Raw genomic sequence first — 25,865 nt, 5'->3', positions numbered from 1 at the left:
TGCGGTATTTCCGGTGATGCTCCCTCCGCTCATGGTGAAGGACCCTCCTGAGGAGACAGAGACCGCGCCGCCGTTAGGCGCCGTGTTCTTGGTCGACGATGTCCCGCCAATGGTTCCCCCGCTCATGGTGAAGGTCCCGCTTGCGACAGAGACCGCGCCGCCATCGCCTGAGCGTTTGTTATTCTTCAGCGTTGCAATGTTCCCCATGGTGAAGGTCCCGCCGTTCACTTGTACCAATGGGCTTGTATGGGTGGAAGAGCCCCCGTCCAGGGTAAGGGCGTACGTCGTTCCTCCGATGGCCAGGGAAGCCCCGGAGCTCACGGTAAACACCGGGGTGCCTGAAGCGGCGCTCCGTGTGATGGTGAAGCCCCCTGACGGCGGTACCAGCTTAACGTGGACGCCGGCGGGTATGGTGAAACCTTCACCCGCACCAAGGGTTATGGAGCTCGTCCCGGATGCTATCTTGATCTCATCGGGAGCTCCCTCGCTGCCCCCGGATGGGAAACCAGTATCACCAGTATCGTACAGCAAATCTGCCAGGGTCGTGTAATAGTCCACGGTAGTGGCATTCCGGTATCGGGTGTACCTTGCGTCCACCAGGGACCCGGTGCGTCTAATCATATAGTTATGTCCGCCTGCGGTTGGATTTGCCAGGGTAAACTTGGTATAGTTGGCCGCAACATTGACGCCGGTCAGCACCGGCTCACTGCGGTTGTAGTCATGGGGGGTAATCTTCGCCGAGACAGTCGCGGTTAGGATGCCCGGAACCCCGATGGCTCCGGCAGCGTTGATAAGGTACGCATCGCTCACCAGGGCGCCGCCGTTCAGATTCAGGGTCGCCGCAAGGGCCGCATCCGGGCCTTTGCCGTTCTGGGCCACGGTGTTCCCGGTAATCCGGGCGTTCCCTTCCAGGCTTGCCGTGGCGTCCGCTGCCAGATAGAGGCCGCCCCCTTCCGTCGCGCTATTGCCCGCATCAATGACGCTGGTCACGGTCATGGTCAGGTTGGCATTTTTGCCTACATAGACGCCGCCGCCGTTGCGGCTCGCCTGGTTGGCCTTTACCGCGCCGCTGACCCTGATGTTCAGGCGGGGCCCTATCCCGGTTTCCACTGCCGCCAGGTACACCCCGCCGCCGTCCTGGGCAAGGTTCCCCTCCACGGAGCCGCCGATTTCCAGGGTGCTGTTCCCTCCGGCAGCATATACCCCGCCGCCGGTCTCCGCCGCATTGCCGCTGATGCTTCCATACTGAGTTACGGTCAGGGCTGCGCCGGTGCCGGCCAGATACACCCCGCCGCCGGTCTCCGCCGCATTGCCGCTGATGCTTCCATATTGAGTTACGGTCAGATCTGCGCCGGCGCCGGACAGATACACCCCGCCGCCTTTGGACGCCCAGTTGTTTTCGATGGCGCCTCCGTCAACTACCAGGTTTCCGGTTGCCTCCGCCACGTACACGCCCCCGCCTTCGCCGGTTGTTCCCCCATAGTTATTCTGCACCCGGGCGGAACCTTTAATGGTGAAGGCCCCTGCGGTCTGTACCAGGGCGCCTTCCCGGGAAACGCCGGCGTGCTCCCCCGTGTCAAAGTCGGTCCATTTCGCGTCGCCGTCCAGGGCAATCGGTAAAGAGCCGTCCCCCAGTATCAGCCCCGCCCCGGCTTTCACCTCCAGAAAGGTGTTTTCATTAAAAGTGATGGTAGCCGTTGTGTAACCCGCCCCGACCAGTTGCACATACCGCCCGCCGTCGACCGTGATATTCCCGGTGGCGGTACTCTTCAGCACCGTGATCACCACAGGGCTTGCTGCGGTCCCGGTCCCAGCTGGTACTGCCGCAAAGGCAGCGTTCAGGTTGTCATAGCCCACGTTGTTCACGATGGCTACATCAGTCTCGCCGCCAGTGGCGATGAGCGCAAAATTGGCGCTCAGGGTTACGTTCAGAGCGGGCATCGTAAAGGTCCCGCCATCAAAAGGCGGCGCATTGCTGGAGTTGGCGCTGTCCGTATACTGCAATTTCCCGCTCTGGAAATACCCCGGCGCTGGGCTTACCGTAACCGCCACCGTGCTGCCCTCAAAGGCTGCGGAGGGTGCGGTAACCCTGCCACCATCGGCAGCATAAGAAGTAATGGTATAGATACCGGCGCTGAGGTTCTGGGTGACCGGAGCCTCGTTAATGGGCACCTCCGTCACTAGCGCCTCGGCGTTGGACACCGGCTGATCGGCGCTATCCTTCGCCCCCAGGCGCAACCAGACTGCGGGATATCTGTTGGGGATAAACAGGGTATAGGTACCACCGGTCGTAACCGAAGCAAGCGCCACCGGACCGGCAACGGGCAGCCCGTCACAGGCCTCCGTGCCATAGGCGCTTACCGTTACTTCGCTCAAGGTCAGATTATCCCCGACAGTAACCGTAACCGACCCGGAAACCGGAATAGACTCTTCAAAATCGCCATCTCCAAAGCTATGCGCCGCAGGAGTGGTCTGGCCGTTATAAATATGGAACGCCGTGGTCCACCGGGCAAAGCGGCCCTGGCTATTCTCCAGTTCCACCACCAGGTAATAGCCCCCCGCATTCAGCGACACTGTCCCCGTTGCCGGGGAAGTGGTAAAGGTGATGGGGTTGGCAGCGCCCTCCTCAGGCAGGGGAGTAATGGTCGTACCGTCATCGTTGTATATGATCAGTCTCTTAGTCCCATAGCTGACCGCGCTTCCCGGAAACGCGATGCTATAACTCAGGGTCCCCGAGCCGCTCTCCTGCATACGCAGGGGAATACTGATATTCGCCTCGGTGGCGGCGTCCACTACTACAGTAGCCTGCCCTGTCCCGGACTCCTCCCCGGCCCCAGTCCCGGCATAGGCCGTCACGGCGATGCTCCAGGTTCCGGGTATCAGGTCCACCACATTCCCCGTTGCCGCCGTCCAGGTTTTGGTAACCACCACGGGAGTAGCATCATCATTGGTAAAGATGACTTCATACCGGGTAAAATTGCCGGGTATCAGGGTCCGCGCGGCTTGTAACGCCGCATCGGGCGCCGCCTGCTGCGCAATGGCGAGCTCCGCCGGCTCCTCAAGGCCCAGGCTGACCAGCAGGCGGCCGTATCCCTGGGGAATCGTCGTTTCCGCCGGATTAAGCTTGTCAGGCGCAAAGGGATTGGCGCAGGAACCCAGGAGCAGGGCCACCGCCAGGGCGCTTGCCAGTGATAGTACGTGCATCGTCTTTCGTATGTTTTTCATCGCCTACTCCGTTACCGTGAACTGGGCATCCCGCGAATAGGGCAAACCGCCAACCTTCGCCCGAACCGTTACGGTGTGGGTCCTCCCCAGGGAATACCCTTTCGCCGTTACGGTGAAGGTAGTATTGGTACCCGGACCGCTTTTCTTTTGCCCGTCCACAAACCACTCTATGCTGCCGTTTGTTATGGCCTCTGAAACCGGGCTCACTTTAAATATCTGTGTACCGGTAGCCCATCTAAGGTTCACCGGCGCCGTGGGGCTCAGGGTGATTTTCTCCCCCGGCAGGACGATGCCCCCGGGATTCGACCAGGCCGCGCTTACAGCTACGGTGTAGTCTTGGTATGCCGAGCCGTCTTCTGCGGTCACCCGTACGGTTACCGTGCCCGCGGCCCCAGGGCTAATATTCCATGTGTTGAGGGAATCGAAGGCGCCGCTGAACTTATATTGCACTGTTCCGAAAAAACTGGGGTAGCCCGTTGCCGTGAAGGTGGAGCTGGTAGAAGGGATTATCACCGAATACCCAGTATATGTTCCGGGAGAAAACCCGCTTATCGACACAGGGCTCATCACCAGATTCGAAAGGCTTGCAACATTGTACTTAGGGGTCCCGATAGCAGGGGCGATGTTGTATTCCCCGGCGCCAAGCGCGTTCTTTGCCCGTACCCACACATAATAGGACGCCCGGCTCAGGCCGGTAATCGTCGTAGTCTTTTTACCGCCGGCGGCATCAGTAATCGTACCGCCACCGGATAACGCCGTGTTGCTATCGTTATGGATGTTGTAAACCACCTCATAGCCTGTAGCGCCGCTAACCGCGTCCCATTCGATGGTAAGTGTCTTGGAATCGGCGCTGCCTGTGGGCAGGACCTGTATCCCCGTGGGAGCGGGCAAGCGCTTAGGCAGGATGTCGGTCCGTACATTTACTGTTTCACTTCTCCCTGCATTACCAGCCTGATCTGCTGCAGTAACGGTAATGCTGTATTCCCCGCTGTTATAGCCCACTGAATTAATGGTATAGGTCCCGACCCCCGGGTCCAGGGTTATATCCGTCAAAGCCCCGGTTCCCGCCTGCCAGGCAAGGCGGATCTCCTTCAAGTCAGGGTCCACCGGATCGGTCCAGGTAACGGTAATCCGCTGCGCCTCCCGGTTATAGGAACCCGCAAGGCCCCACACAGCCCCGGGCGGGGTGGTGTCGGTTTTCACAGGTTCCGAAGCCCCGGCGGACTGGTTCCCCGCACGGTCAATTGCATAGGCCTGCACCGTGTAGCCCCGGCTGTCCGAAACAACCCCGGTAATAACGTAGGATTCCTGCCCCCGGTTTATCCGCTGGCTTCCCGCAATGCCTTCCCCGTTGATCCCCCATTCCAGGAGTATCTCCTGCAAATCCGCGTCCGCCGGATCGGTCCAGCTGGCCGCGATAGTCCTGGAGCCCTGGTTATAAAAAGTGGTAACCGTAAGCGGGCTGGGGGGCGTGATGTCCGGGTAGACGGTCACTGAGACCCCGCCGGATTCTTTCAGGGCGTTGGCGGTCTTCACCGTTACGGTGTAGGCCGCGCCGTTGGCCGGCGCTATGCCGGGTATGGCATAGCCCTGATCAACGCCGCTTAAGGCTACGGAGCTTGAGCCGCCGGAAGCGCCGCTCCAGCTAATCTTGATAGTTTCCGCTTCCGTGTCCCCCACCGGGTTATTCCAGGAAAGGACCATGCTTTGGGAATCCGGATTGTAGGATCCCTGGAGATTACTAACCGGGCTGGGAATCGTAGAATCCGCATTAAAGGGGAACACAATCGTAGTGCGGTTCCCGCCCCGGTCTACGGCGGTAATGGTAAAGTCGTAGAGTCCGGAAGTCATATCGGTCAGGACCGCCTTCTGCTCCCCCGCCAACGCCGTTGCTGTACCCCCAGCCCAGCTTATGTCGATGTAGTCCAGGTCCGCATTAGCCGGATCCGTCCAGGACAGGGTAATCGTCCCGTCGCTCCGGTTATAGGTGCCCTCAATCCAGGACACCGGGTCCGGGGGCAGGTCCAACAGGGCCTCCACATACAGACCCCGGGACAGGGCGTCCGCATAACTGTACCCAATCCCAAAGGAATCCCGGGGCTGTATATAAAACCGAATGACCCCTTCCTTAACGGTCTGCACCGTATGGGCGATAGTAAAGGGTACTTTTTGCAATTCCAGAACGTATTGCTGGGCCAGGGGGGTATCGGCGTCCCGCAAATTCTCATTGGGGTAGGCCGATCTGCTCAGGGTCTCCCCGGTTACCGCACGGCCTGCGATATCCAAAACCCGTTCCTCGGTGATACTTATTTCCTTTATCGTTGCGGAGGTTTTATAGGCGTCAAAAAACAGGTACACGGTCTGTGTCCCTGCTTCATCACTTTTCAGGGCATATTCCGCAGGCCAGGTCCGCCTGGCGCGGTCATAGCTAATGGTTTTCCCCGGGAAAAAGACATCGGTCTCCCCAACGCCCCGGGCTCCTCTGATAAGGCTGCTGTCAACCACCGGGAAGTTCAGGTCCGGGCCGTCCGAAGCGCCGTAGCTAAAGGCCCGGCTTTCCACCATATATATGGGATAGTCCCTGCTGCGTATGCCGGTCCCCAGTTCTATCGTAATATTGTTGTTTGCAAGGGTAATGCCGTTCCGTACCGGCTCCAGTCGTATCCAGAGCCCCCCCGTATCCTTTTGCAGCTCGTACTGGCTGGTCAAATCCCGGACCACCGGGTTCATCCCCTGGTCCGCCTTTCCCGTTACGGTAATGGTCCCCTGGGGATTGTCGGCGGTCAGGAAGGAAAGGCTTTCGCTTAGTATGGGCGTGTTAAACCGCATCTCCACGGGGTAGTTGGTGGGCAGCCGGTCAAAGGTTGCGTTGGGCAGGTTATGGTCCGTCACCTCCGGCAGGGCCGCGCAAAAGGGGATGATGGTTATTTCTTCATTAATCAGGACGGTCACTTCTACTTCGGTGCCCGAGGCGTTGAGGCTTTTAAACCCCACCTCGGCGCCTAATTTGGCGTCCCCATCTTTTACCGGGGCGCCGGTCCTGAAGGCCCGCCATTCCACAAAGCCGAACCCGGGGTTTTCCGTAAAGGTAGCGTTAAAGGGCACTTCCAGCTTGGGCCGGTTGTCCGGCAGTACAATAAGCCCCGCCGGGGGGTTGGTGGAGCCCGAACCGGGGACCAGTTCCATACGCACCGAAAGGTGGGGCGCCTTGGCCAGCCATGCCTCGTATTCCGCCCCGGAAAGGGCGTCCTTTTCCGGCTTATTGAGAAAAAGGTCGCATCCGGCGAACATGAGGAGGGCTCCGCAGGCTAGGGAAAAAAAGCGCGCTGCTTTCATAGCAAAGCTCCTTGACCTGATATAGCATGAGTTTGGGGTTTTAAAACTACGGGATATCCTAGTAAATCTAGCGGGGGGGGGGGGGGGGGTATAGTACGCAAGAAGTATATCATAGTATTCCTATCAAATATATAGTAAATAAGCTTCTGCAACAAGTGCAGCGCACCAAGAGAGCGAAAATGGGTATATGGACTGACTGACATGTATACCCCAAATCCTGACTACAAGTATAATATACCCATAGAAAGAATTTTTCCACTTTTTTATGATAAATTTACAATAATTCGTAAAATCAACGGGAGGGACAAAGAAAAGGCGGTATTTAGTCCGTGGAAGGCTAGTACAGGGAAATGGCCCAATATATGTGGGATGGCAGTACCATTCCAGACTATCGGTTGAGGTATCTCATCGGGCGTTACTACACGTTGTTCGCTATGAGGAGTATCTTCCCGCCTTAGTGATAATCCACAATCTCGACATTTTCCGCATTATTGTCGTTCCAAATGAAGCACGTCAGTCCAAAGTCCGGCGCCAAACGCTTTAAGCGAGGACAAATACTATTAAAGATATATCGCGGGAAACGCTTGTTCCATATAAATTCTTTCGAATTTTTTCGGAAAAACTTGCTGCTCTCGGAGAATTACTTATAGAGGTTAGCAAGCCTGAGTCTCCCTAATTCCCGCAAGAAGGGTAAGGATTTTAAATTTATCCTGATGCACCACTTCATTGAGTGGTTGCGTAAATGGCGGAGTATGAGAAAAAGGCCCGATCAGGAAATGTCGCTTCATAAGCGACATTTCCTGATATACAGTATTATATTATGAATACCATGAAAAAGCATCATATAAAAAGGTGGACTGTCTTCTCGTAGGGTTTAACCCGGGAGGCAGACATGTCCAGAACTTACCGAAAATTTCCCTCTGACCAATCTTACGAACACTGGGGTCCTGATTGGGGCAGTATTCGTACAGAAGCGCGTCGATGTATCTATTACGAAATGAGGGCTCTCGAAAAAGGCGATGCGGTTTTCCCCCGCTATCATGCTGCAGGAGATGGAAGCTGGTCTTCTTCAGCGCGATTTTACTATCCCAAGAAAAAAATATGGAATGAATACACCACGGAAATCAGGAATATCCTGAATGGCTATTCCGATCGGTATAATGCTGAAGATAATTTTATGGAAGATTTTAACCATATCAGAGCATTTAAATATTATAACGGTGTGTCTTTGCATTTTGACTGGCTCAAAAACAAAGAAGCCAAAAAAATAATTAAGACATGGAAAGGAAAACCCCTTGATGTGTTGTACTACCTTAATACTCGCCGAATAATTGAAAAGGCGGCCCAACATGAGTTAGACAGGATGGCCAGGAAATGAGAGAACCTAAATCAACCAAACGCATCGAAACTTTAGAAGAAATTCGCAGACGTGAAAAAAGATTTCAACGGCGCGAAAAAACCATTGCCCGGGTAAGCAGAAAAAGACAATACCGGTTGGAACGCAAGGAAAAAAAGGATGCGGAAAATAGTGCTGCGGAACAAATTTTAGCGGAGGACCGCAAAAGGAATATATCATCGGACAAAAAATCTGATGCCTGCAAACTCCTGGAAGCTTTTTCTTATATAAGCTGGACTCCCTATGACAAACGGGATACATTACCCCAGGGATTCAGGTCCCATTCTTTTAACAAAGACCGCCAGTACATAGATTTTTTTAAAACCTATATCTATCCCTACCCTATCCCCATACCTTTGCTGTTTACAACGCTCCAAAAGGATCACTTTTTGGATGAACAGGGTAAAGAAAAAAAGTCCGCTTACTATGGTATAATTAACCTTTCCAAACAATGGGTAAGCGATATAGCAAGCGGCGATTCATTCCATCGAAAAAACAAGGAATACTTTACCAAAGCAGACGCCCATTATTTCCTTACTGAAACCCTGCCATATTCAGGCCCATTATCTGTTGTCCGCCTGTATTTCTACGCAAAGTGCAAGGCAAAGAACATGAGCGTCAAACAATGCATGATTATCGCCAAAGTATTTACCCTGAAATTTGAAAAATATTTTAACCATGCTATAGTGGCCGGCTTTCTTGATTTACTTGCCCGCAGCCCGGACTATCAGGTTGAGGAAGGCGAATTGGGGGACATTTGTGATTTTGTCCTTGTAAAAATCAACAAAAAAATCAAATGGGGAGAGAAGTTTCAGCCATTTTCATTTAGCGGAAGAACAATGACCAGTATTATCGGGATTGCAAATGAATGGCATGCGGAAATTCAACGGGAACAGGAAGCCTTGGATATGATTGCCCGGACGAGAAATCCAAGGCAACAACACAGGCCTGCTACGAGTGCCTTGAAAGAAAGGTGGAGAGGATTCAATATAGCAAATTTTGCCTTTGAAACCGTTGAATGCAAATGGAGAGTGACCCAGCTTTTGACTGCCCAGGATCTCCTTAATGAGGGACGCAAAATGAAAAACTGCGTTTCATCATACGCTTATAAATGCTCAAGCGGGGAATGTTCAATATTTAATCTTTCCTCTTATGACAAGGATTCCCACTTAATTGAAAGCCACGCTACATTGGAGGTAACAAAGGATCGCTTGCTGATTCAAGCCAAGGCCAAGTTCAATATTAGAGTTAGCCCAAAGGCTATGAATGTCATTAACCGGTGGGCCCAGGCGAACAGGATTAAGAATGGGGTGTTATAAGACATATTGACTGCACCGATAACAAAAATTATTTTCCCGACTGTTTTAGCAAACCCTTGTTTGGTAAGCTTAATCCCTGGCCATTTTACTATAAAGATAGTTATCAATAACAGAAAGCCGTCGTTTGCATCTCCTTCAAATTCACACCATCAATAATTATTATTAATTTTAAAATAGCTGATTAATGCTATTTTATATTCTATTTTTCTTCTAAAAATATCACATGAAACTTTCTGATCAATTTGGTTGCCTTTTTATATTCATTTTCCAAATCTCCCTCACCAACACCTAATATTTTTGCCGCTATTTTAAAATCAAAATTAAATGTAGAGCTCATTTTTGAAATATAATTCCATTCCATCGGTTTATTACTTGACAGCAATAATTCCAAAAGACCATTCATTTGGGAGTCATTCTTAAACCAGACTGATTTTTTTAATAAATCAGGTGAAATATTTGATTGAATGCCATCAAATTTTACTTTATAATCCATAAAAGATTGTGATTCACTTGAAACTGATTCGCCAATCTTAGCGGTTAAAAAACCTTCCTTTGTGTCCATATTATTAATATTTACACCGATTGAAGTTTTATTATTCGTATTACTTTCGTCTATTTTTTGTTATATGTACAGATTTGGCGCCCATTTTTCCAATTAAGACTACACATTCATCCTCCTTATTTAAGGCGAGGTTACCAAAATAATTTTCAATAGGAGTTAAAGCTTTAGGATCTGCTGGATGTGTTGTATAAAATCCGGCAGTTAAATTTTTTGTGTTAGGGTATTTTTCTAATGCATAATCATAATTCATTTTTGCACAATCATTTCGTACGGTAATATTTTCATCAACAACAATTTGAAAAATAGACATCGATGGTGCTTCTTTAATCTTTTGCGTTGAACCAATATTGATTATATTTTGTAAGAATATTTCAAGTTTGTCTCTTTTTAATATTGAGGCATATACTTTTCTGTTTGGATCACCAACTAAACGATATTGTTTAAACACTGTATTTTGCTCAATGAACCAATTTTTTGATCGGGCCACAATTGACCAAAAACTGCTTTCGTCTGGTTTAGTTACTTTTTTCCAGGGAGGTTGAATAATGCCAATATTGGCTTTTTCAATAGCTGAAGTAATTATGATTTCAGGGTTTAGTACATCTGATAGCACATCAACCACTTGTTTTGATAGTTCACCAACGTCCATAACTCACCGCCAATAAGAAATTGTTAACACAATAAATCAAAACCACCGGTTATGTAGGTATATCTATTGTTTTCTGGTAAATTTTGCTACCCCATTACTAAATTCCATATTGTAATTTTTTAAAAGATCCTTGGCTACAGCTAAGGATACTCCCAATGCACTAACAATGACACCTGCAACAATAGCAACCTCAGTAAGAGATAATGTAGCTACACCAGCGGCAGTTCCAATTGTTAGGTTCGAAATTCCGACTGCTGTAGCTCCAAGTGAAGCTCCGGCCGTAACTGGCGCAGCAACTATACCAACAATAATGGCGGCAACAGCTCCAGCACCTGCAAGGGCAATACCAACTTTCTTTCCGGACTTTTTACGCTTAATCGCTTTTTGAATTTTTATTGCCATTTCTCCTTCAAAAATAATTGTATCCGGTAAATTATTTTTTGCTTTTTCCAGATCTTCTTTAGTCCTAACTACCAATTCTGACATAACCATCTCCTTTAAAAAAATTTGTCTGCATTTGTTTATTCCCTGCAAAGCACCTTCTGGTCAGCTTCCAATAACAGGACATTAACATCATAAATATCAAATATTTGGTTGTCAAGGCAGAACATGATGGCCAAATCAGAAATCGAACTGTTATTGAGGACAAATCCCGCGCTGCCAAGTAAATCCTCCATTTCGGGCATGGAAAGTTTTAGTGATAAGCCAAGGGCAATGACGGTATTTTTAACCGGATGATAATACCGGTTCCCCATGATTTTTGAATAGAGCCTTCGGTCCACCCATGCTCCTTCATACAGTTGAGCCGGGGTAAGCCCTTTTTCTTCCCGCAGCTTGTCCAGCAAAACCGCAAAAGTTTGGAGGCTTCTTCTTTTTTTAATATAACCACCCATTTCACCTGACAGCTTATCCAGGGACGGCATTATTCCCTGCTTATGGGTATCGATAGGGTAAGGCTTGAAGTCATTTGCAAGAGGATAATCACCCCGTAATACATAATGCTCCTTGATATACGCTTTTAGTCCTTCGACCATTGCATCATTGATCATCCGTTCCTCCATGGTAGTGGGTGTTTTGGGAGTATTTGTCCCTTTCGTGGCGACATTACTTTTTTAGTAAGGTATTGTGTATTGGGCTAAATGGTTCAAATTCGGCCTTAATCTCTGTTTCGGTATTTTCATCTGACTTAGCTTGCGAAGATTTTTCCATCAGGATTTCTGTTTGTTTAAGGCTTATTTTAGCTGCCAATTCATTCATGTAACGTTCATTTTCTTGGGTCATATATTCTCCCTGATAATTAGTATAACACTGTTTTATTGATCTTTTGTCGCAATCACGGCGACACGCGATATAGGCCTTTCAAGTGCAGAAACCCCCGGATGATCAAATATCGTGAAGGATACGACCTTGCCATTTCCCTCAAGGCTTATTTGGTGTTTTTGCTAATCGGGTAGTCTTTCTAAAAAGCTCTTGATAATACGTAATAATACGTATATACCGGAACTTTAGAGTCTATAAAAAAAGATACCGGGCTTAAATGACCTATAGGAGGAAATGATGAAATATGTTTATCCAGCTGTTTTTACCGAGGAAGATGGGAAAGTTTTGGTGAGGGTTCCTGATTTACCGGGATTGTATACCTTCGGAAGCAGCGTTGCCGATGCTATTTATATGGCACAGGATGCGATTGAAATGTGGCTTTGGGATGCTGAAAATAAAAAAGAACCAATACCGGCAGTTTCCGGCCAGAAAATAATCGCCAAGCAGTGCAAAGGGACAAACAGCTTTGTTAGCCTGGTTGCGGCGGATACCGATGAGTATCGGCGCCAGACCGAAACCAGGGCGGTAAAGAAAACCCTTTCGATCCCTTCATGGCTCAACGATAGGGCGGAGAAGGCAAATGCGCCGTTTTCGCAAATTCTGCAGGAAGGTTTGAAAGAATATCTTCACGTTAGTTAGTTACTGTGGGAAATGGCATGATCTTTCTTCCCCCAAATCGGAATTACTGTTCCGGCAGTGAATAGCTATCCGCCACTACCCCTGTATAACCAACTCCAGCACCCGGTGCCGGAGCGCCTTGGTGATGCGGATAGTGAGGTTCCGGAAGGTGAAGCTGTCCCCTTCCCGGGGCACGCCGCCCAGGGTTTCGATGGCCCAGCTGCCCAGGGTGGTGGCGTTGGTTTTATCGTCGTTTTCAATAGAATAGAGGTCGAAGACGTCTTTTAGGGCGGTGTTTCCTAAAATGCGGTAGGCGCCATTGCCTAAATCGGTGATTGCCTGCACCACATGGTCGTGTTCATCCCAAATTTCCCCTACCAGCTCCTCTAAAATGTCCTCAATCGTCACAATTCCCACGGTTCCACCGTACTCGTCCACTAAAACCGCCATGTGGGACTGTTTTTTCTGGAGCGTCTTGAGGAGACGGGATATTTTGATGGACTTGGTAACAAAAACTATGGGTTTTATCACCCCGGCCAGGGGTTTTCCCTGCTTTAAGACGCTGTAATGGAAGTCTTTTTGCAATATGACCCCGATGATGTTGTCCAGGGTCTCCTTGTATACCGGCAGACGGGAAAAGCCGGTTTCGTAAAACTTCTTTTCAATCTGCTCCGGGGTTTCGGTTATTTCGACCGCCGCCACGTCAACCCGGGGGGTTACAATCTCCGCGGCGGTGAGGTCATCAAATTCGATGGTCCGGCGGATCATGGCCTCTTCCTGGGCGTTGATGCCCCCCTCCGCCCGGACTTCCTCCACAAAGGTAAGCAATTCCGCCTCGGTAACCGAACGATCCGTATTAACCCGGAATAGTTTGACGATGAAACCCTTCCAAAGGGTGAAAAGACGGTTCAGGGGTAAAAATATATAGATAAAAACACGGAGAATAGGGGCGGAAACCATGGCAAAACCCTCGGGCGCCTCCTTTGCCATGGTTTTTGGGGAGATTTCGCCAAACAGAAGCACCATAATGGTGATTACCAGGGTGGATACGCTTACTCCGATGCTGCCAAAGATACTTACAAAGAGGACCGTACCCAGGGCGGAGGCGGTAATGTTAACAATATTGTTCCCAATTAAGACCGTAGAGAGGAGTTTATCATAATTCTCCACCAGTTTTAGGGCCAGGGCAGCCCGTTTATTCCCGCTATTGGCCAAGTTTTTCAGCTTGATACGGTTCACGGAGGAAAAGGCGGTCTCGGAGGCGGAAAAAAAGGCCGAACAGAGGATCAGCCCCCCCAAGGCCAGAATAATGCCAATACTGTCAGGGTCCATAAAGAAAGTATAGCATTTTTTTGAAAAGAGTTGCATCCGAAATAAAAGGTTATTAAACTAGTCATGAATAGTCAAAAAGAAAAAAGGAGGAATGGAGCGTGAGGTAGATCTAATGGCTAAGAGGCGTTCGCTTGCATACCTTGTTACACTTTTAGCTCTCCTATCCTGTGAAAATCCCATTCAGGCGGGTTTAGGCGTCAGGGTTGATATAAAGCCGCCGACGATATCCATAGAAAGCCCGGTTCCGGGGCAATTTATTAAGGGTGATAATCAGCTCTTTCAGATAAAAGCCGAGGATGATATTGGGGTGGTCCACGTTTGCCTCGCCTTTGTTACCGCCCCCGATGGATCCGAGATCCCTAAATCGAATTGGGAATGGATCACGGCGGACCTTGACCCGGATACTTTATTATGGAATGTCTATAGGAATACTAAGGATTATGAGGACGGCCAGATTCGGCTTCGGGCCAGGGCGTCTGACAAGAGCGGGAAAGATACCATATCCGAAGAGATGGTCTATACGATTAAGAACGGATTCCCCTCAATCAATGTACAGGTTCCCTCCAAACCGGATCCGGGGAAAAATCGGGAGCTGGTTGTGGGGGGCGTGATGATCGGTATCGCCACGGACCTTTGGGGTATTGCCCCGGGGTACCCGAAGATACAGTTTTGGCCCGCCGATGGTATTGCTCCGGATCCGGCGCTTGATACTGCCTGGGAGGACATGGACAGGCCGGATCCGACCGTATGGAATGCGGCAGTGGTGGGCAAAACCGCCATGGAATTCCGCTACGATGCGGTGGATCATGGGAGCGGGGATCGCAAACCCCTGCGCCCGGGTATGTACCGCTTCCGCTACAAGGTTTTGGATATGGGCGGCGAAGTAGTCTACTATCCTCCGCTTGCGGTGGAAGGCTATCCTGCCTCTGGTCCGGAGCTTGATTATTTCGAACTGGAAATTGTCGCCGTCCGGGAACTTCCGGTCATTACGTTTAAGCCCCTGGAAGCGAACCACACGGATCCCCTGACGAATCAGTTTCAGCGGGAACCCTTTTACATGAGCGCCGAGCTCAGCCACTCCCTGGGGATATTCGGCGCGGAACTTACGGTTCAGAGAGTAGGGGAGGCCTTTCCCACCGTACTGGCCCGTGAAGTTTTTAGCGATAATGCCCCGCTTAACACCGAACGGTTTTACCGGATCCTGGAATCGTTCCGCATAGATCCGGCGGCGCCCTATGTCCACACGGATGTTGTGGATGATGCCCTGGTGTCCAACTATACCTTTGACGATGGCGCCTACGATTTTACCATCACCGCCACCAGCCTCCAGGGCAGCGAAGCCTGGCAGAACTACACCGTTTATATTGACCGGAACCCGCCGGAGATCAACATTACCCGGGTACAGCCAAATGTGCTCGAATATCGTCCCGGTACAGGCCATGTCCAATACACGGTGAACGGCTTTATCGCCGCGGACATCAGTTCCTATGATGCGAACAACATTGCGGTTACACCCGCCGGAAATAGGGAAATTAAGTACCGTATCCTGGACACCTACAACCCAGACGCCAATCCACAGGACCTCTACGCCGATGACGCAGCCTTGTTTTTTGACGACCCCCGCCCGCCGGTTTACAAAAGGCCCGGATCGACAACTTCGGTTATCATTGATACTACCCAGTTGGTTACCGCGGCGGATTACTATGCGGAGCATAATCAGTACCTGCACATCATCGCCAGGGATAGGGCGGGGAACTACAGTTTTACGATGGTACAGTTACGGGTAGATCAACGCACGGATATTCCCAGGGTGGAGATTACGGGCTTTGACAAGGCCCAGCGCAGCGAGGCGCTTCTCGGCACAAGTCCTAACCAATTGGGCAGCAACAGGGTTATGTCCGGCACCTTTACCGATGATGACGGGATCTTTATTGATACGGATGATCCCCAGCCGACAGTATTATTCACCCTTTTCCAGGATGCCTATGGCAGCCCGATTCAGAAGTGGACAAAATCCATAAGCAGGGCCGAAAACCTTACCGTTGCTAATCGCAAGGCTGTGGAGTTCCGCATTACCCTGCCGGACGATCCGGCCGATGCTCCGAACTACCTTCCCGATGGGATATACTCGGTGGAGATAGAAGTTCGGGACAGTCTGGCGGAAAAGAATGTCCTGAAACCGCTTGTAAACCCGGTCATGGCGGATTTACCCTCGGAGATCGCCAATACCAGCAGGGAAGTTACACCGGAAAAAGGGATCTACTTTGTTTTGGACACGGAAGCTCCGGCACTAACTGAAGTGGTGATCGGTAATACCGAAGACAGCCCTAAGCTGGTGTCGAAAACATTCGATATGCATGGCACGGTGTCCGATACAAACGGCCTTAAAAGCCTGATAATAAAACAGCGGGAACTTGGGGCCGGTGTCATTACAATCCTGGATAGGGTTTATCCCCCCGCTACCCCTACGCTGCGTGAAAACTGGGCCATTGCTCCGGGTACGCTGCCCCGCAGAGAAAGCCCCGGGGGAACCGATCTGCGATCCGGGACCTTTGAGTATGAAATTATAGCCACGGATATTGCCGGAAGGGTTACTACGCTGAAACGCAGGGTTGTTGTGGACCTTGTTCCCCCGGATCTGTGGGCCCTGGTGAATACGGAGCCCCCGCTTATCCAGCCGGCGGACGGATCCTGGATTGAGGGGACCCACACCACCGTCAAGGGGAATGCGAAGGATGATACCAGGATGGGGCCGGTGTTTTATGCCATACGGCCGGCGGCGGCAGGAGAACTAACCGCTCCGGATATTTTTATAGCCCACGGTACCGCCGCCAGCTACGAAGCGGCAAGCGGGATCTGGAATAAGCCGGTTCTAAACGGAACAGAATGGAGCGATACCGCAGCCCTCCCGGCGGAAGGCCGGTATTGGATCTACGTAATCGCCTTTGACGCCGCGGGAAACCGGACAACAAACTATCCTTCGGTTCCGATGTTCGGGGTGGATCAGGGCAAACCGGATTTGGATCCGGTTAAACCATTGGCCGGCAATATTGATGTGACGGGTCAGCATATTAATACTAAATTTAACCTGACCGGGACGGTTGTGGATGCTAATGGGCTGGTTTTTATGGGGTTGGAAGAGCAGTTGAAGGACGAGCTTGGCGTTACCCACGCCGCAACAATCGTAACCCTTACCCATGCCGCAAATTATCCTGACACAATATCTACCGAAGGGGATGTGTCCTGGGATTTTTATGTACCAAACCTGCCCTGGAATGACCTTACCGAAAACAGCGATCCCCCGGACGGGACCTACACCTATATCCTTACCATAGGTGATAACACCGGCAAAGATAATAGGATTTCTACCAAAACCTTTACGGTGATCTACGATACCACAGGTCCCGTGGTAAGTGTGACGGACCCCGCACCGGGTTTTTCCCTCAGCGGATCTACCCTGTCGATCAGCGGAACCGCCGTGGACGCCCTTATCCCGGAAGGGGCGACGGTCTGGTACGTCATTGACGGTAACCCCGCTATTGCCGTACCCGGTACGCCAACAAACACTGAACCGCCGGCGCTTGCGGGCTGGAATCTTGCTAACGGCGGATCGGGCTGGAACAAGAACACCGCCATACCGACGGGTAACGAAGGGAACCATTATGTGCATGTCATTGCGTACGATAAGCTGGGAAACAGGAGCGCCGAAATTCAGAACCGGCAGTTTTTTGTGGACACCAATCCGCCCCGGATAAATTCCTGGGCGCCTATCGGTATTCATACTGCTGCTCCCTATAATTTTGCCGGAGCGGATTATACCATTACGTTTAATGCCAACGACTCCAATGCCCTGGCAAGTGTAAGGATAACCAGAAACGGGACTGAGCTGAGCGGCGCCGATGCGCCGGGGATCACAAAAAACAGCGATAAGGACTGGCTTGTTACCCTGGATCTCAGGGGCCAGGCGGACGGGAATTATTCCTACGATATAGAGATTAAGGATGCTGCGGGCAGAGAAAATACCCTGGATAATTTTCCCGGCAGTCCCGCAGACGCCTTTAAAAACTTTACCCTCATCGTGGATAACAACCCGCCTGAAGCCACCATCACCCGGGCTCCGGCAAAGGTGGACAACGCGGATATGGCGGATATCAGCGATAAAAGGGCGGACAATGTGAACGGGGTTATCCGGTTTGCCGCCGGCGCCATGGATACGAACGGCGTAGAGGGCGTCAAATGGTTCCTCCTCAGCGCCGCCGATCCCGCGCCCTTTAACCCCGCCTCTGCAAACGCAGCCCAGTTACGGGCCCTCTATGCCGATAGCCGCGGAACCCTCTTCGGCGCTAATTACGAAGCCCTTGTGGATACCGCCGCGGATCCCGCTATGGATCAACAATTCCATACCCTCTATATCCTGGCCAGGGATAAGGCGGGGAATGTCGGGTATAATAGTACTACCCCGGAAAGCTTCTTTGTGGATCAGAGAACCGATAAGCCGGTGGTAATCCTGGAAAACCTAAGCCAGAACGGCGTGGTAAGCACAGCCTTCAGGCTCCAGGGCAGGGTGAAGGACGATGATGGGGTGGATACCGGCGCCATTCGGATCAGCTTCTATGACGGAGATCCCACCGGTTCCGGAACCGGCGCCTGGACAACTCCGATACCCCCGGCTTCAATTACCGGTTCCGGTAAGGAATTTTCCTTTACCCATGTCTTCCCTAAGCTTGGAACGGACGGATCTGATAAAAAAGTTAGCATAACTGCGTCCGATGATCCAAGTGTAAAGGCGGGCGGCTCCGCATATGCCGCTGCCAATGGGATTATAACGACCGTTTCTGAAACCGCCTTTGGGATAGATACCACCAAGCCGGTAATTGCCCTGGATAGCGCGCTTACCACAACGTACAAAGCCGATTTCCAAATTGCCGGAAGTTTAACGGAAGCCAACCTGGATACCTTCAGGGTCAGGCTTGATGATGGAGATTTCATTTCCTATACGGCTGACACAGACCCTGCAGCGGGCGCCGCAGAATTAGTGTTGACCGGGACCGGCACGGACATGACCTGGATCTACCGCGTTCCCGCCCTTACGGATACCCTTTCCCAGGGGCCGCATTCTCTTGCCCTGGAGGCAGCGGACAAGGTTGGTTTAAGCCATACCCTGTTTTGGACCTTCTACCTGGATTCGGAGGGCCCGGCAATTTTCTTCAACACCATTGATGAAAAGGAATATACCGGCCAGACCGGCGCCGCCCTGGACGCCTACCTTGCATCCCTAAGCGTTATCGTGGACAGCGTTCCGGTATTGCGGGGCAGCTTTGTGGACGAGTACTCCAACGTTACTACCCAAGCCAACATGGGTACCTATACCTTTGAATACCGCTTCGATAGCGATGCCGCCGTCTATGCGGCAACCCTTCCGGGGGAGTTTACCAAGTACGGGAAAAATGTTTCCTGGGCCCTCCCCCTGGACGGCTTGAGTGACGGACCCCACTGGGTACAGATCCGGGCAAAGGATGAACTGGATAATACGGGTATCTCGAAACAGATAGGCTTTAGGATCGATACCACGGGCCCAATAACGGCGGATATTCTCCCCCCCGGGGCCAGCGCAGTTTTCAACGGCAGCGCCGACCCTGCGTTCACCCTGAGCGGAATTACCTATGATGCAAATCTTTTAAGCGTCTCCATTACCCTTAACAACGTTACTACGGACGTTACCGGTACTATCACTGCGGGTGTTTTGGACTGGACATTTCCGGTTACCACAGCGGTGTTTAATGCCCTGCCCCAGGAGGCCAACAGGATAAGCATCACCGCCAAGGACATGGCGGGCCGGACTAACACGGTGGAGTATGACTTTATAAAAGATACCGCAGCGCCCACCGTTGCGTTTAACAACCTGGCCGCGGATAACAGCAGCCTTTTCCAGGACCAGTCAAACCTTAAGCTCCTGGGGACCGCCAGGGATGCCAATGGATTGGCAGTCCTCACCGGCATTCTTGAAAAGTGGGACGCCGGCCTTGCTGTCCCCGCATTTGTTGAAATCCCCGGCAGCGGCGAGGATCTTCTGCCCCAGCAGGAAGAAACGGTGGTGAACTGGGTCAAGGATTTAACGCTCCTCGGGATAGACCCCCTTGACGGCCGGTACCGGATAAGCATCAACGCCGCCGACAGAGCCGGTAACGTTCTTGCGCCCCAGATACGGGAATTCCGCATAGACCTCATGAACCCCGATGTGTCCATAGACAGCGATGCTGCGGGCTCCCATCCCCTAAAGGCCTATTATAACGGAAAGGCAGGCACCGGTTCCGGGCCTATCACCGTTTCCGGCACAAGCTTTGACGCAAACGGTGTCGTCAATATCCGCGCCCAGCTGACGGGCAATGGCGCGCCCCCATGGGCAGCGGCGGATGCGGTGATCACCCTGGTTTCCGGGCCGAACTATTCCTACACCTGGGTACTTACTATTCCTGCTTCCAGCGGCGCTGAGGAGCTGAGGCAGGGGGGCTATACCATGACGGTTACTGCCACCGATGATGCGGGGCGCACCAATATGACCTATGGCAATTTCACCTTTGACAGTGAAGACCCCAGCGCCGTGGTTGACCTGCCCGCAAAACCAACCCGGGTAACCGGCGCGGTTACCATCCGCGGAAGCAACAGCGATAATTTTGCCATAGAGCGGGTAGAGTATAAACTCGGGAAAAATGACTCCTGGCATAATGCGGACCTCGATCCCCTGCTTATTCCCTGGGGCGGCGGCTTCTACAGCTGGACCTACGCCTTTACGAACAGCAACGCCTATGCCGACACCAGCTTTGCCACGGAGGTGCAGTACAATGCCACCACCGGAACAATCACGGAAATGCCCGGTACCGGCGTATGGCGCCTGCCCTTTAATGTAAAGGTTATCGACAAGGCGGGGAATGAAAAGGAAACGGACGATTATTTCATCCTGGTGAACCCCTTTATGGATGTTCCCCAGGTAACGATCTCTTCCCCGGCCACCGGTTCCGTGCTGGGGGGCAGGGTATTTGTCTCCGGCATCGCCACAGATAATGTGTCGGTGCACCATGTGGAATACCGGGTAAAGCCCAACCCAACCGGGCTTGCGGATGAATGGAACGGCATAGTCTGGAATACGGCGTCCATAACCGGCGGAGCGGGAACCACGGTCTCCTGGGAATTCGATATTAACAGCGATGGTTCCCTGAATCCCCTTGAAGGGCAGGGTCAACGGCCGGTTCTTATCCAGGTACGGGCGGTGGACTCCGAAACCCTGGGCGGAGTTCCCCATCTTGAAGGGGATCCCGCCGCCATCCGCGTCTTACTTGACAGCGGCGTACCCCGTATAGGCGGCGAGCTGATCACCAATAACAGTATCGGTAAGGCGTATTTTGAGGGCATACAGGTATCCAAGACCTTCATCTTTGAAGCGGAAATCCAGGATGACAGCGGCATCTCCAGCATCCAGTATTGGAAGGACGGAACGCCATCGGCAGTAAATGTAATAGGCCTTCCCAATATCCCCGGAGAATTCGAGCTTATCCTGCCCGCAATAAAGAGCGCCGGATCCTTTATCCCGGGCAAAAAATATATGATCCGTAATCCGGGCAGTACTGATTGGACTGCTATTGGCGCAAACACCAACACTGCGGGCGCTTCATTTATAGCCGCCGGGCCGGGAACCGGGACCGGTACAGCCTATGAAGCGGCGGATACCTTTGACGCCTTTAACGCCCTTATAAGCCAGGACTTTATTTACAAACTGCGGCTTACCATCGCTACCGATACCGCCGCAAGCTATCAGAATAAAACCGGATACTATGCGATTAACCTTGTGGCATACGATAATTCAATGCCCCAGTTCAGGACAGAAAAAAGCTACAATATCCAGATTGATAACTTCTATCCCTTCGGCACATATACTGCGCCTAACTCAGCAGCCGGTTGGTACTATCTACGGGGCTCCGCCAGAGACTTTGACGCAAACTCGGGACCCGTCCAGGGCCTGGACAAGGTGGTGGTTTACTTAAGCCGGAACGGAGTCAAGATACCCCTGGATGAGCTGGGAGCTTCCCATGCCTATGCCGGCACAATACAGGCGGTAAAGAACACGGTGAACCCCGCACTTACCACCCTGATGGATTTCCCGGCGGATATCTATTCGGGGATCACCATTGATACGGACGAACAGGGCATTGGGGCCGATGTTGATCTGGACGGGTATGAAGAAGCCTGGTACGACGACGGCCCGGACCGTATATGGTCCGCGCGGTTTAATACCCTGCTTCTTAAGGACGGGCCCGTAACGGTCCACTATGTAATCTTTGACCGGGCGGGGAACGCCGCCTATTATGAGCAGCCCCTGTTTATCAAAAACCACGCGCCCTCAATTTCATCCGTAACCCTGGGCACGGATATTTTTGGTAATAAAACTATCGGAGGGATCAGAACCTATACCACCGGCTACTTTACCACCCCAGCCTATATTGTCCGGAACCGGCGGCTGAGCTTCGACATCGCAAAGATAGACGGAAACGGCGCCGCCCATTTCAGGATAAGCCATGTTACCCCCGAAGAGGTTACCGCCCCCGCCATTGTGGCCGGCGAAGTTTATACCATAACAACGCCGGGAAGCACCGACTGGATACGCTTAGGCGCCGTAAGTAACGATGTGAACACCACCTTTGTGGCTGCCCTTTCAAGCGGCAGCGGCGATGGTAAGGCGTACAAGTATAACCATACCGGCGGCCCGGGGGTAACGAATGAGGGGGACTTCCTCCCCAATGAAACTACCGGACAGGTAAGCTATACCGATTTTACGGGCATACCGGATACGCCAAACGCCTACTTCCTCATTAAGGTATGGGACTCAACTGTTGCCCCCGGCACATCGCTTGATCCCGGCACGGAAAGCCGGCAGCTTTCCGACATGGTTGTGGTTCGGGTCAAAATAGAAAATAACGATACAACACTTCCCGCTTCCCGGCTCTACGACATGAGCCCCCATGCCATAAACAAGTCCAAGAACGGCATTACCACTACCCTGGATAATGCGGGGCCTGACAGCGTTGGCGCCGACATACTGAATCCCCTGAGCTTGAAATACGGCGGCCTCTATAGGGATGGGAACGATGCAATTTCCGGCCATGTGGAACCCCGGGGCCTCATGGGATCCGAAAACAGTTTCTTCCTGGAGGAGGGCATATCCATGACCTTTGCCAGCGATATCCTCAGCGGCAAAGTTATACTGCGGGGTTATGCCGCGGATAATCAGCGGCTTTCCGGCATACGCTTACAAATAGGGTCTGCGGCGGCTTTTAACATTGTCCGGGTAGCCCCCACCCCCGCTCTTATAACGGAAGGCCATTTCCGCGCCCTGGAGGCGGTATCCACCGGCGATATTCACGCCTATGTCTACGATGATCTCAGCCTGGACGGACACCGGGCGGAATGGGCCTATGTCTGGGATACCCAGACCCTGCCCGCAGGCTTAATTGTCGGGTCCGTAACCGTAAAGGCGATTGCCGATGACGCCCACATTGATGATGCGGGTTATGCAACGGCGGATTATACCCTGACGCCGAACCGCAGCGGTGATACCGCGCAATCGGCGGCGAATAATGTCAATTACAATACCATCGGTATGGAATTGGCCCCCTACATCAGGGAAGTCGAAAACTCACTCTCCTCCTACTACCGGAGGGACCCATCGGTGTTTAGCCGCACCGCCCAGGGACGCTACCCGGTACAGGAGGGTGAACAGATCACCCTATACGGTTTTAACTTTGGCACAGCCGCCCCCGGGGTAACCATTGACGGAACTGCTGCAAACGGAATGACCGCGCCGGTCCAAGGATCGGGAACCAGGTCAATCTATCAGTCCTTCCGGGTACGGGTAGACAACAATGGTACTACGGCCGACAACAATAGTATTACTTCGGGTAACCTTCAGGTTAACGTTAAGGGGTTTGGGGCGATAAACAATCTTAACAACAATAATGCAAGCTGGACCCAGTTCCCCAACGGGATCAATAACAATATTTTGAAGGACGACGCTATTCTTGACGTATGGCACTTCACCTCGGTGTATAAGTCCACGAGCGAAGTCCGGTATCCCACCATGAAGGTCGGCCCCGCAGGGGAAATAGGTTTCTCCTTTGCCAACGACTATCTGTGGTTCAACATGCCCGGCTATGAATATAACGCCCTAAAGAGCGCGGCTAACTTTATGAGCCAGACCGCCTATGAAATGGGGTGGGGCGGTTACACCCACAATACCTTTGCCTTTGACGCCCGGGGAAACACCTATGGCGCCGCGGAAAATATCGACGAATCCTCCGGCGGGTATCCGCCCAACAGCGCCCACTTCAGCTTCTACAACCGCCGGCGCGGATCCCCTGCTTCGAGCGCCAACACGCAGAACAATTACGACGGCAACATAGTAAATGTCACCCGCCTGGAAACCACCACCATACCAACCGGGAGCGGTACCTATACCATGGATATCAACCGGATACAGAACCCCGCCATGGTTACCTCCATGCCCAACCCAAATGCGGATCCAAACGATAGCAATAACCGTACCAGCGTGTATTTGGCCTACTACGATAATATCACCAAACAGATCCGCTTCCGTGCCGGAACCGTGGGGGCCAACCGTTCCCCCATCACCGGAGCCGAGTTTGCGCCTACGGGCGGCGGCAACCTCTTTACCTTAAACGGACACGGCCTGGCAAACGGAACCCAGGTGTATGTGCGGAAAAACGGCGGGGGAATTAACAGAACCGTTCCCTACTATGCTATAGTCAGAAATGCAAGTACCTTCCAGTTGGCCGCATCCCCCGGCGGACCTGCGGTAAATTTCGGTAATAATTACTGGGGTATCGCGGTTGTCGGCGGCGGCCTGATTGACATCAGCGGTAATGTGGGTACCAGAACTTCGGTGGACTCCGATATGGCGCATTACCAGGTGGTTGCCACCACCGGCGCATTCCTCCCCGGTTCCAAGGTTACTGCCGCTGTGGGCAACGCAGGAAACAGGGTCGTCGCCTATTCCGCTTCCCCTACAAACTACCGGCCAAGCCCCCATGTAGCAATTGGGGTGGTAAAAGCCGGCAGTAATGATGTAGCCCTGTTAGCCTGGTACGATTCTGCGGGTAGAAATCTGGTGTTCTCCTATAACACCAATCCTGCGGGAAGCTCGGCGTCCCAATGGCAGGCCAATGCCCGGCCCATAGACGAAGGCGGCGGCACCGATGTCAGCATGGCGGTGGATTCCGATGGCGGCATACACCTGGCCTACTACTCAAGCGATGGGGCGGATCTCAAGTACGCCTACATCCCCGCGTATAACATGGCCGCCGCCGCGCAGACCGTGGCCGTGGACTCCTACCTTTCCGTAGGGACCAGAACCACTATTGCGGTGGGAAAGGATACCGCAGGTAATCAAGTACCCTATATATCCTATTACACCTCCGCCGGTACCGGTACCACCATGAGCGCCCGCTACGCATATAGGACAGACTTCACCACCGGAACCGGCCTCATACCCTCCGGCACGGATGCTGAGGACATGTTCACCGGCAAATGGGAAATATCCGCGGTACCCACCGCTAACGTTCCATCGGATTACAAGATCAGCGTCGGCGTCTACACCGACATCAACGGTAACCTAAGGCCAATCCCCAATGCGGCGTCCGCCGGCGTCAGCGCCGATGCGGGAACCAGCGGAACAAAAGCAACCAGGACCAACCTGGGCGTCAGCTCCCTAAACAATTCAACCAGCGTCTACGGCCTTGGCAACGGCAACCTTAACGCAGTGGTAGGTTACACCACCGACGCAGGCCTAGAGATGGCTCAGAAAAAATAACCACCATAGATAATTATATACAGGACAAAGAATTAGTCGCTGCCTCTACTCTATCCCAGCATCCCCCAGCTTCCGCCGAAGCTCCCCGCCAAATTTCGTCTATTTACCGATAACTTTAGAGGATAGTTTAGCTTCAAGCTCCTCTGCCCGGTAGCCTTGTTTTAAGAGTTCCAGAACCTCATTTAAAGTTTCCACCCGGCCTTTCTGCTCACCCTCTTCCCGGCCCTCTT

General features: G+C 52.3%; 12 protein-coding genes. 4 read left to right on the top strand and 8 right to left on the bottom strand.

Going from position 1 to position 25,865, the window contains the following annotated elements; translation table 11 throughout:
• A partial coding sequence (locus tag TPRIMZ1_RS18065; protein WP_010253016.1) for a beta strand repeat-containing protein occupies window positions 1-3,225 on the bottom strand: 3,225 nt, incomplete at its 3' end.
• 3 nt (window positions 3,226-3,228) lie between these two features.
• A complete protein-coding gene (locus TPRIMZ1_RS0100315; protein ID WP_010253013.1) occupies window positions 3,229-6,561 on the bottom strand; it encodes a fibronectin type III domain-containing protein in 3,333 nt (1,110 codons plus the stop codon).
• An 892-nt stretch (window positions 6,562-7,453) separates the two neighbouring features.
• Between TPRIMZ1_RS0100315 and TPRIMZ1_RS0100310 the strand changes: the two genes are divergently transcribed.
• Both TPRIMZ1_RS0100310 and TPRIMZ1_RS0100305 read left to right on the top strand, forming a co-directional pair.
• The gene (locus tag TPRIMZ1_RS0100310) at window positions 7,454-7,939 is read left to right on the top strand and encodes a hypothetical protein (protein WP_232616710.1); all 486 of its coding nucleotides are present in this window, start codon (window positions 7,454-7,456) and stop codon (window positions 7,937-7,939) included.
• Window positions 7,936-9,276: a PcfJ domain-containing protein gene (locus TPRIMZ1_RS0100305; protein ID WP_010253007.1), complete on the top strand. Its 1,341-nt coding sequence runs from the start codon at window positions 7,936-7,938 to the stop codon at window positions 9,274-9,276. Before TPRIMZ1_RS0100310 ends, TPRIMZ1_RS0100305 begins: the two co-directional genes overlap by 4 nt.
• Window positions 9,277-9,475: 199 nt before the next feature.
• On the opposite strand, the gene TPRIMZ1_RS0100300 is transcribed toward TPRIMZ1_RS0100305, so the two are convergent.
• From TPRIMZ1_RS0100300 to TPRIMZ1_RS20360, 5 genes are all read right to left on the bottom strand, one after another.
• Window positions 9,476-9,838 carry a hypothetical protein gene (locus TPRIMZ1_RS0100300; RefSeq protein ID WP_010253005.1) on the bottom strand — a complete coding sequence of 121 codons (363 nt, stop codon included), beginning with the start codon at window positions 9,836-9,838 and terminating at the stop codon, window positions 9,476-9,478.
• A 40-nt stretch (window positions 9,839-9,878) separates the two neighbouring features.
• A complete protein-coding gene (locus TPRIMZ1_RS0100295) occupies window positions 9,879-10,487 on the bottom strand; it encodes a hypothetical protein (RefSeq protein ID WP_010253003.1) in 609 nt (202 codons plus the stop codon).
• Between the two features lie 63 nt (window positions 10,488-10,550).
• The gene (locus tag TPRIMZ1_RS0100290; protein ID WP_010253001.1) at window positions 10,551-10,973 is read right to left on the bottom strand and encodes a hypothetical protein; all 423 of its coding nucleotides are present in this window, start codon (window positions 10,971-10,973) and stop codon (window positions 10,551-10,553) included.
• A 35-nt stretch (window positions 10,974-11,008) separates the two neighbouring features.
• Window positions 11,009-11,536 (bottom strand): helix-turn-helix domain-containing protein, encoded by a 528-nt coding sequence (locus TPRIMZ1_RS0100285; protein ID WP_010252999.1) that lies wholly within the window; start codon window positions 11,534-11,536, stop codon window positions 11,009-11,011.
• A 55-nt stretch (window positions 11,537-11,591) separates the two neighbouring features.
• Window positions 11,592-11,768: a hypothetical protein gene (locus tag TPRIMZ1_RS20360; RefSeq protein WP_157784154.1), complete on the bottom strand. Its 177-nt coding sequence runs from the start codon at window positions 11,766-11,768 to the stop codon at window positions 11,592-11,594.
• Window positions 11,769-12,041: 273 nt separating this feature from the next.
• On the opposite strand from TPRIMZ1_RS20360, the gene TPRIMZ1_RS0100275 reads away from it, so the two are divergent.
• Entirely contained in the window at window positions 12,042-12,446 is a 405-nt protein-coding gene (locus tag TPRIMZ1_RS0100275) for a type II toxin-antitoxin system HicB family antitoxin (protein ID WP_332829102.1), read from the top strand.
• Window positions 12,447-12,521: 75 nt separating this feature from the next.
• On the opposite strand, the gene TPRIMZ1_RS0100270 is transcribed toward TPRIMZ1_RS0100275, so the two are convergent.
• Entirely contained in the window at window positions 12,522-13,757 is a 1,236-nt protein-coding gene (locus TPRIMZ1_RS0100270) for an HlyC/CorC family transporter (RefSeq protein WP_026043419.1), read from the bottom strand.
• A gap of 112 nt (window positions 13,758-13,869) precedes the next feature.
• On the opposite strand from TPRIMZ1_RS0100270, the gene TPRIMZ1_RS0100265 reads away from it, so the two are divergent.
• A complete protein-coding gene (locus TPRIMZ1_RS0100265) occupies window positions 13,870-25,635 on the top strand; it encodes an Ig-like domain-containing protein (RefSeq protein ID WP_026043418.1) in 11,766 nt (3,921 codons plus the stop codon).
• Window positions 25,636-25,865: the final 230 nt, after the last annotated feature.

Source organism: Treponema primitia ZAS-1, from assembly GCF_000297095.1.
Lineage (GTDB): Bacteria > Spirochaetota > Spirochaetia > Treponematales > Breznakiellaceae > Termitinema > Termitinema primitia_A.
This window is presented reverse-complemented; position numbering and strand designations above follow the sequence as displayed.